Source organism: Treponema bryantii (genome assembly GCF_900111035.1).
GTDB lineage: Bacteria > Spirochaetota > Spirochaetia > Treponematales > Treponemataceae > Treponema_D > Treponema_D bryantii_C.
This window is the reverse complement of record NZ_FOFU01000006.1, coordinates 1-14217: the sequence shown is the minus strand read 5'-3', so window position 1 is coordinate 14217 and position 14217 is coordinate 1. Positions and strand designations below refer to the sequence as shown.

At 34.8% G+C, this 14217-nt stretch carries 8 protein-coding genes; 6 read left to right on the top strand and 2 right to left on the bottom strand.

Annotation, left to right across the window (positions count from 1 at the left end):
* Genes BMY21_RS10670 through BMY21_RS10660 form a run of 3 tightly spaced genes read left to right on the top strand, consistent with a single transcriptional unit; the run spans position 1 to position 5798 of the window.
* Complete coding sequence (locus BMY21_RS10670; RefSeq protein ID WP_074643968.1) at positions 1-2466, top strand: class I SAM-dependent methyltransferase; 2466 nt, start codon at positions 1-3, stop codon at positions 2464-2466.
* Complete coding sequence (locus BMY21_RS10665; protein WP_256210388.1) at positions 2467-4653, top strand: peptidase domain-containing ABC transporter; 2187 nt, start codon at positions 2467-2469, stop codon at positions 4651-4653.
* Positions 4650-5798 (top strand): HlyD family secretion protein, encoded by a 1149-nt coding sequence (locus BMY21_RS10660; protein ID WP_074643964.1) that lies wholly within the window; start codon positions 4650-4652, stop codon positions 5796-5798. Before BMY21_RS10665 ends, BMY21_RS10660 begins: the two co-directional genes overlap by 4 nt.
* Here the strand turns inward: BMY21_RS10660 and BMY21_RS10655 are convergent.
* The gene (locus BMY21_RS10655; RefSeq protein ID WP_074643962.1) at positions 5795-6760 is read right to left on the bottom strand and encodes a DUF4097 family beta strand repeat-containing protein; all 966 of its coding nucleotides are present in this window, start codon (positions 6758-6760) and stop codon (positions 5795-5797) included. The two genes, BMY21_RS10660 and BMY21_RS10655, sit on opposite strands and share 4 nt — an antisense overlap.
* 98 nt (positions 6761-6858) lie before the next feature.
* On the opposite strand from BMY21_RS10655, the gene BMY21_RS10650 reads away from it, so the two are divergent.
* Positions 6859-7635: a TrmH family RNA methyltransferase gene (locus BMY21_RS10650; protein WP_074643959.1), complete on the top strand. Its 777-nt coding sequence runs from the start codon at positions 6859-6861 to the stop codon at positions 7633-7635.
* Positions 7636-7717: 82 nt separating this feature from the next.
* A complete protein-coding gene (locus BMY21_RS10645) occupies positions 7718-8491 on the top strand; it encodes an SDR family oxidoreductase (protein WP_074643957.1) in 774 nt (257 codons plus the stop codon).
* 71 nt (positions 8492-8562) lie between these two features.
* Here the strand turns inward: BMY21_RS10645 and BMY21_RS10640 are convergent, their stop codons facing one another.
* On the bottom strand, positions 8563-10599 hold the full coding sequence (locus BMY21_RS10640) for a right-handed parallel beta-helix repeat-containing protein (protein ID WP_074643954.1): 2037 nt from the start codon (positions 10597-10599) through the stop codon (positions 8563-8565).
* A gap of 271 nt (positions 10600-10870) precedes the next feature.
* Between BMY21_RS10640 and BMY21_RS10635 the strand changes: the two genes are divergently transcribed.
* Positions 10871-14217 (top strand): OmpL47-type beta-barrel domain-containing protein (locus tag BMY21_RS10635; RefSeq protein WP_143064215.1); only part of this gene is annotated, 3347 nt, incomplete at its 3' end.

Genomic DNA, 14217 nt, shown 5'->3' with positions numbered 1-14217 from the left:
ATGGACTATAACAATCGTTTTTATTTATTTGATACGGAAAAGAATAATTATTTATATGATAATTATACAAAAGAAATATACAATGTAGAAAAAGAAGTTTCTGAAAACTTTAAAAAAATCCTCGAAAAAGATATTGATAATTTTAATTTATCTGAATTTCCAGAAAAATCCCGTCAGGATATACAAAATCTTATTAATGCAAAAGAAAAAATTGTTCCTGCTGTACGAGAAAAAAAATGTTTTATAACAATAAATGTTTCAAATAAATGTAATTTGAATTGTATTTATTGCTACAGAAAACACGAAAATAAAAGTCATCTTACAAAAGAAAATCTTCTGGAAATTGTTGAATTTGCCACTACAAAATATATGCCAGAAGCACCTGAGTATATTTTTAGTTTTGGTTTTACATCTGAACCTTTATTAGATTTTCAATTGTTAAAAGACTTTGATGAGATAATAGCAGATCATGAAGGTTTTTTACTTAAGCATGGGGATTTTATTAATTTTTCTGAAAAAAAATTATTTGAAAAACTTCCGGTTGAAATTCAGGAAAAATATAAGTCTGAAATAAGTGATAAACCTGGTGAGATTGAAGATTCTTATTTAAAAATATTAAATCAAATCCTGAAAAATGAGTCGTTGTGGAATTACTGGCAGATACAAAAAGATGAATATGTAAAATCAATGATTGCTTTTTCAAATAAGCTTTTTAAACAAAAAAGTGCTATGGCAAACAGAATTCTTCTTAATGAGCAATTCCAGGGGCTGATTAAAGAGCCAAAAGTAAAATATTATACTTTATTTTTCTATTCTAACGGTACACTCTTAAATCAAGAGCATATTGATTTTATAAAAGGCATGTATAAGACAGATTTCTGGATTAGTATTGATGGTCCTGAATACATAAATAATTATTCAAGAAATTATGCAAATGGAAAATCTTCATTTAACGATGTAATAAAAGGAATTGAATTATTACAAAAGAATAACATAAAAGTAAATATCAATACTGTTATTACTCCCAAAAATATAAATCTATTAGAAATAGTTGATTTCTTTAAAAGCTTAAAAATAAACTCTATGAATTTTCAACTTGTACGGAGTGAAAATCTTAAATTCAGTAAGGAAATACTTTATGAGTATTTAGCAAACTTTGATAAACTTTTGGAAAGAGTAATAGATGGAATAAAGAATAAAGATTATTTTTATATAAATTTCCTAAAAGAACATTTTTTCTTTGATGTACTGCAAAATTTTTACGCAAAAGGATTTATTACTAAAAGATGTGGTTGGGGTGAAAAACTTTCGGTAAATGCAGAAGGAGAGTTATATCATTGTGATTCTACTGTTGATCTGGAACAAAAGATAGGAACCTTCAGAGATAATATTACTTATGCAGATATCGAAGATAATAAAACTGTAGATCAAAAAGAAAAATGTAAAAATTGTTTTGCAAAAAACTTATGTGGTGGTACCTGTTATTATTACACGCTGCTTACAGGAAAAGAAATAAATGAAATTGAATGCATTTATAGAAAAGAGATAATTAAAAAAGTATTGAAGTTTTATGCAACTTTAATGGAAATGCATGAACTGAAGTCTGTTATGAATATTATTACTGGTAAACAAGAAGTAAATAATTTTATTAATGAAAACAAGAAACTTCCAGTTAATAAAAAGTTTATTCTTGAACAACAGAAGTTTGATAAGCTTGACGGCTGGTTTAGCGGACTCTCAAGAGCTATATTTGATAGTATTCTCAGTCTTCAAGAAAAAAATAGCATTTTGGGGAATTGTTTTGAAATTGGTGTCTGGAAAGGAAAATCGGCAATTGAAATTGCTAAATTCTTAAGAGAAGATGAAAGTTTATTACTTATAGATCCATTGTTAGATAATAATAAAGATGAAATTTTTACTAACCTGAAAGACATCACTGGTAAAGATAAATCTTTTCTTCAGATTTATTCTGGTTATTCAGAAGAATTTGATTATTATTCCGAAGCAAAAAATTATATGAAGAAAACACGTTTTATTCATATTGATGGATGTCATGTTGGTGAAAGTGTTTACAATGATTTAGTTCTGGCAGAAAAATTACTATCTAAAGATGGTGTTATTGTTGTAGATGATTTCTTTAATATTGAATACCCACAAATTACAGAAGCAACCTATAAGTACCTGAGTAATAACGAATTTACATTAAGACTCTTCCTTGCAGGTTCAAATAAAGCATATTTGTGCCGCCCAAATAGTTATGCATTTTATTATGATTTTTGTATTTCAATGCTGCAGAAAGAACTATTGGTAAGGGGTTTTGCTATAAAAATTATGAAAACTTCTCCAATTGGAGATAGTTTAACAATTTCACTCAAACCCTTTGATGCAAAAGAAGATTTACCAAATGGTTTTCAAGGATTTGACTGGGCTCAGGATAAAATTGAGTATATAGGATATAAGAAGTAAATGGGGTTTATGAAATATATACAACAACTTGACCAGAGTGACTGTGGCTGTGCTTGTCTTGCAATGATAGCAAGCTATTTTAAATGTCAGGTAAGTTTAAAAAGAATCCGCGAAGTGTCTGGAACAGATAAAAACGGTACAAATTTAAACGGTATGATTATTGCCGCAAAAGATCTTTCTTTTAATGTACGAGCCTTGAAAGGTGAAAAAAAACATATAACTCCTGATTTACCGGTACCCTTTATTGCTCATGAATCAGTAACAGACAACGGAAATGAATGGTATCATTATGTTGTAGTTCGAAAAATAACAAAGAAACGAGTATATATTTATGATCCTGATATATGTAGAAATAAATTCTCACTTTCGATAGAAGATTTCTGTAAAGAATGGACGGGATATTGTCTTTTTCTTACCCCATCTTCTGATTTTAAAATTACAAAGGAAGAAAAAAGAAATTCTTTAGGTCGTTTTCTACCTATTTTGAAACCACATATGGGCTTATTATCTGTAGTGAGTATTGTCTCTTTTCTTCTTATTTTATTTGGAATTGTTACATCCTTTTATTTCCAATATGTAATTGATGAAGTAATTTACTCAAACAGTTTATCTACTCTTACTGTGCTTTCTGTTGGGGTTTTGATATTATCGCTTTTCAGAAGTTTTTTAACTGCAATAAGAAGTTATATGTTAAATGTATTTTCTACAAAGATTGATTTTCATTTAATATTTGCTTATTTCAGTCATGTAATGAAATTACCTGTTTCTTTTTTTGATACCAGAAGAACAGGCGAAATCTTATCGAGAATGCGCGATGCACAAAAAATCCGTACTACATTAACTGATGCTGCCATTACTGTAATTATGGATACGTTAATGGTATTTGTTGTTGGAGCAATTCTTTTAATAAAAAATAAAATGCTTTTTGGCATAGCTGTAAGTATGGTGCCAGTTTCGTCAATTATTATTTGGGTTACCGCAAAACCTTTTGCAAAACAATACAGAAAATATACTGTAGAGAATGCAAATGTGGATTCTTATTTAGTTGAAACTATGAATGGCGGAACAACAATAAAAGCTCTGAATGCCAGTGAATATGCTTTTGCTGAATATGAAAAATTGCAGACTAAGTCGGTTTGGACATATTTTAAATTGAATGTCTGGCAAACAATTAGAAATATTTTTACAGATTTTTTTAATGAAAGCGGTACAAATCTGATTTTCTGGGTTGGAAGTTTTTTGATCCTGAAAGATAAAATGAGTTTAGGTGAACTTTTCTCATTTAACGCACTTCTGGGATATTTTTTAGGTCCATTGAGTCGTTTAGTGAATCTTCAACCAAAGGTACAGGAAGCTCTTGTATCTGCAGACAGAATTATGGAAATTCTGGAATTAGATGAAGAATTTGAAGAAGATTCTGAGAAAAAGAGAATCAACAGATATATCCGACCTGAAAAAATTGAAGGTGAATTACAAATAAAGAATGTAGATTTTACTTATGGTACCCGAAGACAGATTTTATTTGATATTAATGTTTCTATAAATAAAGGCGATTGGGTTGCTTTTGTTGGAGAAAGTGGAAGTGGAAAATCCACGCTCGTAAAATTATTACTTAAATTTTATAAGCCTCAGAAAGGTGACATCTTTCTTGATAATAACAATCTTGAAGATATGGATACTTTTTATTTGCGAAGCAAAATTGGATATGTTCCACAAGATATATTTTTGTTTTCTGGAACAATAGCAGATAATATTTCACTTCATAAATCTAACGCAACGATTGAAGATATTATTGAAGCCAGTAAGAAAGCTGGGGCTCATGAATTTATAAGTAAATTACCAGGGCGATACAATACCATATTAACTGAAAGGGGTTCATCATTAAGTGGTGGAGAACGCCAGCGTATAGCTTTGGCCAGGGCACTTTTAGGAAAACCAGAGTTACTGATTTTTGATGAAGCCACCAGTAGTTTGGATAATATCAGCGAACGAAGTATTCATGAAACCTTAAAGAACTTAAGAAAAGAAAAAGTTACTACCATTCTAATTGCTCATAGACTTACTACTGTCATTAATTGCGATAAGATTTTTGTTATGGAACATGGAAGAATTGTTGAAGAAGGAACTCATGAACAGTTAAAGGTTAATAAGGGGCTGTATCAAAAACTTTGGGAGAGTTCAAAATGAGTGAAAAAGTAGTTACAACAATAAAATTTGATGATTTCAAATTCAGTAGAGATTTTTTTGATTTAAAAATTTCAAAGAAATACTATAGATTTGTTTTTTTAGTATTAGCTTTTATTATATCTTTTTTTATTTGGATGATAGTTTCTAATTTTGATATTGTTGTAAAAGGAAACGCTGTAATACGTCCGAAAAATGAAGTTTCAATAATAAAAATCCGAAATAGTGGAATTGTTAGAGAAAAAAATTATGTAAATGGCTCTATTGTAAAAACAGGAGATCTTCTTTTTTCTCTTGATTCTGATGTAATTATGTCAGACATTGAAAATACAAAGCTCCAAATTCTACGAAATGAAAACAAGCTTGATGTTCTTGATAAATTAAAAAAAATTATTGAGAGTGAAGAAATTCCTAATGAAATTGATGAAGCAAGTATCAGGGCAAATATATATTTTTCTGAGAAAAATCAAAAGAAATTATATTTTGAAAAAGCAGATATGTTATATAAAAATGAAATTGCATTACCTGATGCTTTAACCTACAGTCAGAAAATCTTTGAGTTAAAAAATGAGCGGGATATTGCTAAGGCTGATTTAGATAAGTTTTCGGCTGATTTTATGTATTCTTTATTGTTAGAGAATTATACTCTACAAAAAGAAAAGGCAGATTTAGCCCAGAAATTAAAACAATTGGAAGAACAATTATCGCAATGTGAAATAATTGCAACTAAAGATGGCATTGTTGAAGAATTAACGACTTTCAGTGTTGGAGATTTACTTGGAAGTGGGGAAAACATAATTAGAATAGTTCCTTTAAATTCTGACAATATCAAAGCATTTGTAAATATTCTTGAAAAAGATATTTCGGATATAAAAATTGGACAGGAAGTAAAAATTAAACTTTCTGCATTCAATGAACATGAATATGGACAGATAAAAGGTTATGTTTCCAGAATTGGGGCAGACACTATATATGAAAATAATGTTCCTTATTACCAGATAGATATTGAAATTAAAGATAATACTATCAAAAGTAAAAAAGGAACATTAAGTTATCTTAGACCCGGTATGACTGGAATTGCAAGAATAAAAGTAAACCAAAAGAAACTGATGGCTTACGTTTTAGAAAAAATCAATTTAAAGGATTAGTAATCCAGTGTTATGTTTCCAGAGGAGGTGCGGAGTTTGATTTCTGCGCCGCCGCCGTTGTAGTCCATTTTGTAGCTTTCGCGGGGATTCAGGCGGTTGTTGTTGAACTTGTCGCGGAAGGTGCCGGAAGTGCATGAAGCATCTACTGAGAATTTAGCACGCATTGGAATGTAAAGATCGATGTTTCCGCTTGAGCATTCTATTGAAGAGCTGGCGGTTGGTTCTGTTTTAAGTTCAAGGGCAATGCCACCGCTTGAATTGTGGGCATCAAAATAATCGCAGTCGAGTTTCTTTACAGAGATTTTTCCGCTTGTTGATTTAAATTCTGCATATTCGCAGGCAAAGTCTTCAATTTCTATTTCACCGCTTGTTGAGTGGATTTCTCCTGTTTCACCAGTAAATTTCTTTAATTTGATGTCTCCACTGCTTGAAGTAACATTTAATTCATCTGAATCCAGGTTGTAAAGGTCGATATCACCACTGCTTGAAGTAATCTTTATATTGTCAGAAAAAAGTCCTTTTTCAGAATTAATTTCACCGCTTGAAGCTGAGAGTCTGATTTCATTTTTAGCTGAAAGCGGACGTTCAATATTTATTTCTCCACTGGAAATCTTAATGGAGATTTCATCGAAGTCTTTTTTTTGTGGAACGTAAACAATTACTGTACAGTTGAGGCCTGTTGGATCCGGGAAAAAGCTGACACCCTTTCTTACAGATTCTATATAAAGTGTTGATCCGGAAACTGAAACTTCCGGAATATATTTTTTATAGTTGCAGTAGATTTCAACTTCTATGCTTGTGGTGTCATAGGTTTCTTTGATTGTAATATTCTCAGAAGTAAGTTCAAATTCAAGATTTTCTAAGGCATTTGCACCGAACTGTTCTTTTTTAATCAGATTTGGAAGGGCAAAAAGTCCAAATGTGAGTGAAGCAAGAATTATTGTTGTGAAAAGTTTTTTCATTATGATACCTCTTATTGAATTCAACACTCCGTAATGCGGGAAATGTTACTTCCATATTTAATATATCAATTTTAGTTTTATTTGTGTATATTAGACTTATGAAGAACAAGAAAAATAATGAGCTTGCAGTTTGTGGTTTTGCAACTGTTAAAAAGCTCGAGAAAAATCATCCGGAGAAGATTACCCGCCTTTATTTTACAGAAGAAGTTGCCCCTAAATTCGGCGGTTTATGCAAAAAGCTGGCTAAGGTGCATGGAATATATAACCAGAAGCCGGCAGCCGACTTGGAGAAATTGAGTGGAACGGTGCATCATCAGGGTGTTGTTGCAATGATTGAGGCGCCTCAGATTGAGCCTCTGGACAGCGATATTACAGATGGTTGGATTGAGCGTGGTGAGAGTGCCGTATTGCTGGACCGCATTGGCAATGCAAATAACTTTGGTGCCATTGTAAGAAGTGCTGCTTTTTTTGGAATAAAGAATATTGTGATTCCGAATGACGAAGCTCAGAGCTCTATTACTACCAGCAGTTATCGTGTAGCAGAAGGCGGAATGGAATATGTAAACATCTACAGTGTTAATTCAAGCGTACGTTTACTCGAAGCGCTTTCCGGAAAAATGCTTCGTGTTGGTACAGATCTTAGTGCAAAAAAGCAGGTTAGTTATTTAAGCACCGCAGATGCTCGCAAAAAGCCAATTCTCGTTGTACTTGGTAATGAAGAGCATGGAATTAGTGAAGCAGTGCGTAAAAACTGTGATGAGCTGGTTATTATTCCTTGGGGCGGTATGTCAGAAGGTGTGAGTGAAAGTCTTGTAGACAGCCTTAACGTTGCGCAGGCTTCAAGTATTATTTTTTACGAAATGACAAAAAAATAGCCCGTTAGTAAAAACTAACTTCCCGATTTGGGAAATTTTCAGTATATTATAAATAGGATTATAAAAAGCAAAGGGGTTTTTTATGAAGAATTATTTTGATTTAACCGGTCAGGTTGCTGTTGTAACCGGCTGTTCTACAGGTCTTGGTGTTCAGATGGCTAAGGCTCTTGCTAATCAGGGAGCTAAAATTGTTGCCATTGCTCGCCGTAAAGAATTGATTGATGCAGTTGCTAAGGAAATTGCAGATACATATAAGGTAGAAGCTGTTGGTATTCAGTGTGATATTACTGATACAGACCGCGTAAACACTGTTGTCGATGAAATCATGGCTAAATTCGGCCGTATCGATATTCTTATCAACAATGCTGGAACTGGTGCTGTTGCTCCTGCTGAGGACATTACAGATGATCAGTTCTACAACGAAATCAATATTGATATGTTCGGTTCTTTCCGCATGGCTCGTGCAATTGCTAAAAAAGCTATGATTCCTGCAAAGTACGGACGCATCATCAACATTGCTTCTATGTATGGTCTTGTTGGAAATAAGGTTGCTCCATGTTCACCTTATCATGCAGCTAAGGGTGGTGTTGTAAACATGACTCGTGGTCTTGCAAGTGAATGGGGAAAATATGGGATCAATGTAAATGCAATCTGCCCGGGTTATTTCTACAGCCCGCTTACAAAAGAAACTCTGGATTCAGATTTCTTCCAGCAGAATGCTCAGACTATGATTCCTCTCAGCCGTTATGGCAACGAAGGTGAGCTTGATACAGCAGCACTCTTCCTTGCCAGCCCGGCTTCGAGCTATGTAACTGGTGTAATCCTGCCGGTTGATGGCGGCTACACTGCTATGTAGGTAACAATGGATTGCTTCGCTACGCTCGCAATGACGTCATTGCGAGGAGCGCAGCAACGAAGCAATCCATATTAAAACAGGCTGTCCTTAATTTCATCTTTATCGGCGAAAGGTCCTGCAACAGGCTTTTCGCCGCGTTTTTTTCCAAAGAAGTCGATATTGAAAATAATAGGACTTCCATCTGGATTTTCGTAATTCTGTTCCGGTTCAAAGGCTGGAGCAATATCTTCAGTGTGCATCAGCTTACATGACATAGCATCAGCTGGAACTTTACCTGTTGAAACCAATTCATAAAGATTTGTTTTAAGATAAATCTTACCATCCTTTTCTTCACAATCAATTTCTACATTATTTTCAGAATTAACGTAAGCATCAGCTTCTTTTGACATTGGTTTTGCACCATTGAAATAAAGGTTTCCGCCAGCCCATACAGGAAGTTCACTGTAATAACGGTCTGTAGTTTCTGAACCCATTCCGCAATAGCCTTCAAACTGAGCTTTCCATTCATCAAAAGTAGGATAGTTATTATAAGGAACAGTTCCTACAACAAAGTTTGAATCATCCCAGTCGTTCTTTTCATTTGCAACCATGCGAGCCTTGAATTCATCGCAAATTGGTTTCTGAATGAAGATATTGTTGTAGAATTTACAGTCTCCATGAAGAATAGTCATAAAACCTGCAACTTCTGTGCGATGCTTCATGTGATATGGAGTGTAGCGTGGAGAAGGACGGTTTGGAGCACCGTTATTACAGCCACGACCAACTGCAGTAAAGCTTCCGGCAAGAATATTATGAATTACAGCAACACCCTGAGTAGCAAGTTTGAGAGCACGTGGAGAAAGGAAGATATTGTTGTCTACAAGAGTTGGTCCGTGTGAAACTTCAATAAAGAGGTCTTCTGCAACTTCGGCCTTAATTTCCTTACCAGGATGCTGTGGAGGAATATTGTCGTGGAAGAAGTTCTGTGTTACGCGTGTTCCCTGAGCCTGCCAGTCGAGCCAGATACCTCGTGTACAGTGATGAATATGGTTTCGGCGGTATATACAGTCGATTGCAGCATGCATTTTGATACCACCAATTTCGGCACCAGCAAGATTCTGTTTATTATTGATGTGGTGAATGTGATTATTTTCAATCAGAGAGAAAACTCCACCAAGGTGACCTACAATACCTGTCTGACCGCAGTCGTGGATTTCGCAGTTACGGATGATATGTGAACCGATGCGCTCTTTAGACCAGCCTTCAACCTGAGCCTGGCAGATACAGTCGCGTTCTGTCTGAGTTCCGTCCTTGTATTTTGTCTTGAGCCATTTGTTATCATTTTCCGGCTGAAGATATTTTCCTAGAGAGATTCCGGAACATTTTGATTCATAGATTTCACAGTCTTCAATAATCCAGCCCTTAGACCAGTGTGGACCAACCATACCTTCCTGGTAAGCTGTTGGAGGTGCCCACTGAGTTGCAGCCTGAGAAACAACAAAACCGTTTAAAGTAATGTAGCCTACGCCTTCTTTTGAAGGATAGAAGCCGTTTCTGCGAACACTGATTTCAATATTATCTTTTGATGGATCTCTTCCTAAGAAGTTTACATAGAATACAGTTTCATCTTTAGAAGTATCCTGCTCGGCATACCATTTGTAGCGGGAAAACTCTGTATCCCATGCAGAATCACTAGGTTCAGCCTTTTTTACTTCATCAAGAGACTGAACTTCGTACATAGATTTTCCGTTGAGATATACATCTCCGGTATGAGCAATAAAGTAAGCGATAAACCAGTCGCCGCTTACGAGAGTTGTGTAAGGGTTATAATCACCGAAAATCTTGTTTGAAACGCGGGCTGTATAAACAGTACCGTCTACTTTAGTCCAGCCAGAAAGAACTTCAGCTCCAGTGATATGAGCTTCTCTAGGCTTTGCAGAACGGTAAACAATAGGTTTACCTTCTTCTCCTGCATTTTTAGGATCTACATATTCGCGGTATATACCTGGAGCAACAATTACTTCATCTCCAGCAACTGCAATATCAGCTGCCTGCTGAATTTTATTAAAAGGCTTGTTTTCTGAACCATCTCCGCCTGCAGCTGTTCTGCAATCAACATAATATTTCATATAAACACTCCTGAAAAAATTATATTACAGTATAAATGATACTGTATATAAGGGAATTTCCTATAAGAAAGTTATAAAAATATAGTAGAAATGTCTTGTCTTATTTTGATTATTTGTGATTTGAAATAATAAACTATAGTTAGTTCAATTACATTTGTCATAAAGTTATTTAAAAATTTGATTTTTTACAGAAAAGAGGAAATCAATTATTGATATTTGATTAAGTTATATATATAAAATATATAAAAAATAAAAAGTTGGAAGTAAAAAAATGAAAAAGTATATTTCTCTCATTATAATATCTTTTATTTTTGTGACATTGTCTTATTCAAAATCATTAATTAAAACAAATGGAAACATAACAGGAAGCCTCAAAAATGACGAAGATCATCCAAATTACAGTTTGGAAATTACCGTGGATAATGACAACGCATGTAAAAAAGAAAGTGATTTTTGTCTAGTACAAGCAGGAGAAAAACTTAATATAAAATATAGTTCAGCCTGTGTAAAAGGACATCCAGAAGGACCCCATGCACCTAGCGGAAGCAGTGAAGACCATACAATTCTTAAGATAAGAGATTCCAATAAGTCAATTAGTTATTCAAATCCAATAACTGTAAAAGAAAATGAAGTATATACTATAGAATTATATCATGAAGCTACCTCTACTTGGAACCCTAAATATGAAAGTACATTAATTTTTTCAGTTAGAATTTATGGTGTGAATAAAGATATTGATATTGTATCAGCAGATAAAATTACAAATTTTAAAGGATATTTATGTGATTTTCATGATAATAAATATAACTATGGATTAAGTATTTATTGTGAAAATGCAACTCAAAAGTTTAGTGAAAGACCTGTTTGGTATGTAAAAAAAGGAGAACCTGTAACAATAGTTTATAACTCTTATAGTGATGGTAATTCGTCAAGCGGATATAATTCATCAACAGGAGAATCTGGTAGTGGTGGATATTCTGACTACACATATTTAAAAAGAAATGGGACTACTTTAGGCAAGCTTCCTACAAAAATAGAGGAAGATATGATTTTTGAACTCTTTTTTGTACGTACTTCATGGGGGACTGCGGCTGGTAATGTACATGAAGAAACTTTACAAACAAAAGTAATAATCAAAGTAGATGATACGCCTCCAACAATGCCATCATCCATAACAGGATTAAGTGAAGGCTGGACAGCAGAGAATGTAACCCTTACAGCAAACGGAAGTACAGACGACAAATCTGGATTCAGCCATTATGAGTATAAAGTAGGAGAGCAAGGCGAATGGACAAGAGGAAGTGAATATAATTCAAATGTTCAGGAACATCAAATTCTTAATACAACAGTCTATTTCCGGGCAGTAGATAATGTTGGAAATGCTTCAGAGGCCGTAGCAGTACAGGTAAAGATTGACAGATGCAGTCCTGTTATCAGTGCCGATAAAGAAGCAAGAAAATGGACAAACGAATCTATAACAGTAACAGCAAGCGATGAAAATTCGGGAATACCTGAAAAAGCAGGATTGACAGTAGATAATGTTTTATATGATGGAAAGAGTTATACAATAACCGAAACAGGAAAACATACAGTAACAGCCAAAGATGCAGCCGGGAATTCGACAACAAAACAATACTGGATAGATAAAGAAGCTCCAGTAATAAACCTGAACGGCTATATTGCAGATACATGGACAAATAAAGACGTAACAATAAAAGTAACAGATAATCATTCGGACATCAAATCGGTAACAAAAAATCAAGAAGCAGTTTCGAATTATACAGAATTTAAGATTGAATCGACCGGGCAATATGAAATTACAGCAAAAGACAAAGTAGATAATGAAAACAAAGTAACAGTAAAGATAGATAAAGTAGTTCCATCTGTTTCAGAGCTGACATTCAGCGGATTCGGATACGAATCAAAAGGAGAAGCGGAATATGTGAACGCCTTTGACGTAAAGTATAATGTTACAGAGAATGATTCAGGGATAAAGGAAAATAAAAACATACTATATCTGAATGGTTCGATAGTAAACGAGAGTACAGATAAAAACGTTATATACAGAGAAAAACAGAATCTTGCAAAAGTTCAGAGAAAAGAAAATGATAAAACATTCGAATACAGCGTCAAGGTAACTGACAACGCCGGAAACAGATCAGTAGAAAAAAAGGCAAGACTGACCATTCCAAGAACAATCATCCTGAAAACCGTAGAAAAAGAAGATGAGAATCAGGGGCTTAGAAAAAGCTGTATAAAAGACGGATACACAATAAACGGAATCCTCATAAACAAAATAGATTTCGGCCTGTATAAGACAATCAGACTAAAGCGTACATTCCTCGCAGATAAAGAGGAAGGACAGAACCGAAAGGAGTTCTGCTATGAAGAATACAAGGCCAGATTTGACGGCAGTGTAAGAGAAGAAGAAATAAAGGAAAACTGGGAAAAAGCTTCACAGACAGTAATTACAAAAGCTGATGTAAGAAAAGTAACAATAGGCGGAGAAGAATACTGGTACTATGAAGACAAAATAAAAACAGAAAGCGGACTGGGGCACAGGGGTATCAGATACCAGGCAGAATGGGACTGGAAAGCATTAGGTGTTACGGAAAAAGGAGAATATGTAACAATCGATAAAACCGCAAATACCCCGGGAAGAGTAAAAATCAGACTGCAGGGAACAGATGTAAACGGAGAAGGAATCAGATATGTAGTACTTGATGGAGAGGGAAAGAGGATAGAAGAAGAAAGTGATGCAGACTTTACAGTGCCAGTAAGCGGAGTAATAAGGCTTGCAGTGAAAGTAGAAGATGCAGATTTTGATGATTACAGCATCGAAGCGACAGAACTTGTAAAGGCCGTATTCATGAAAGGCAGCGAACAGAGCGAAGAAACGCTTACGGTAGCAATGGAAGGCGCTGGCGCAGAAGGATACATAGTAAAAACAAACGAAAACGGAAATCTAAAGTCACAGTTCCGTCCAGGAAACACAAGTGCGGGCGGCTGGCATGAGTTTGCAAATCCTGAAGTTAAGCTTTATTACAACAAACCGTTTAACATGAAAATCACAATGACAGAAGGCTGTAACGGGGCCAGCGGAGCCTACAAGGATGTAACAGAAAGCGGAGTAATCATGCTTATGGCAGGAACTCCAAAGTTGGGCGGATTTAAGCTTCTTGTCGGAGAGGAGGCAGGATATAACAAAGACGGAATAACATCACGGCCACATCAGGAAATAGGGCTTGGAATAGAGTTTAGTGAAGAGGGAGAGAATCCGGATAAGATTGAATGGAATTATGGAGACGGAGGCCAGAGTGAGGGGGACAGCGTAAAACACAAATACGACCAGTCGCCAGAGAGAAAGGGAAATACATCTGAATATGAACTTACGATAAGAGTAGTAAGCGGACAGGATGAAAAAAGAGCCTCAGTCAACGTACACATAATTGATACTCAGTATGGTGCGTTGCTTGGAGATGAAGAGTGGATAGGAATGCATCCGGTCCTTGGAAGAATACAGGTGCCTGAAAATGTGACACTTAGCGTAAGTGACAACAGAAATGATAAAGAAAACCCGACAGTAATACTGGGATACGGTTCAGCGCTTGAAGAGCG

Bases quoted from the DNA above. Each gene is read 5' to 3' on its own strand.
- BMY21_RS10670 (WP_074643968.1), top strand. From the start codon at position 1: ATGGACTATAACAATCGTTTTTATTTATTTGATACGGAAAAGAATAAT.
- BMY21_RS10665 (WP_256210388.1), top strand. From the start codon at position 2,467: ATGGGGTTTATGAAATATATACAACAACTTGACCAGAGTGACTGTGGC.
- BMY21_RS10660 (WP_074643964.1), top strand. From the start codon at position 4,650: ATGAGTGAAAAAGTAGTTACAACAATAAAATTTGATGATTTCAAATTC.
- BMY21_RS10655 (WP_074643962.1), bottom strand. From the start codon at position 6,760: ATGAAAAAACTTTTCACAACAATAATTCTTGCTTCACTCACATTTGGA.
- BMY21_RS10650 (WP_074643959.1), top strand. From the start codon at position 6,859: ATGAAGAACAAGAAAAATAATGAGCTTGCAGTTTGTGGTTTTGCAACT.
- BMY21_RS10645 (WP_074643957.1), top strand. From the start codon at position 7,718: ATGAAGAATTATTTTGATTTAACCGGTCAGGTTGCTGTTGTAACCGGC.
- BMY21_RS10640 (WP_074643954.1), bottom strand. From the start codon at position 10,599: ATGAAATATTATGTTGATTGCAGAACAGCTGCAGGCGGAGATGGTTCA.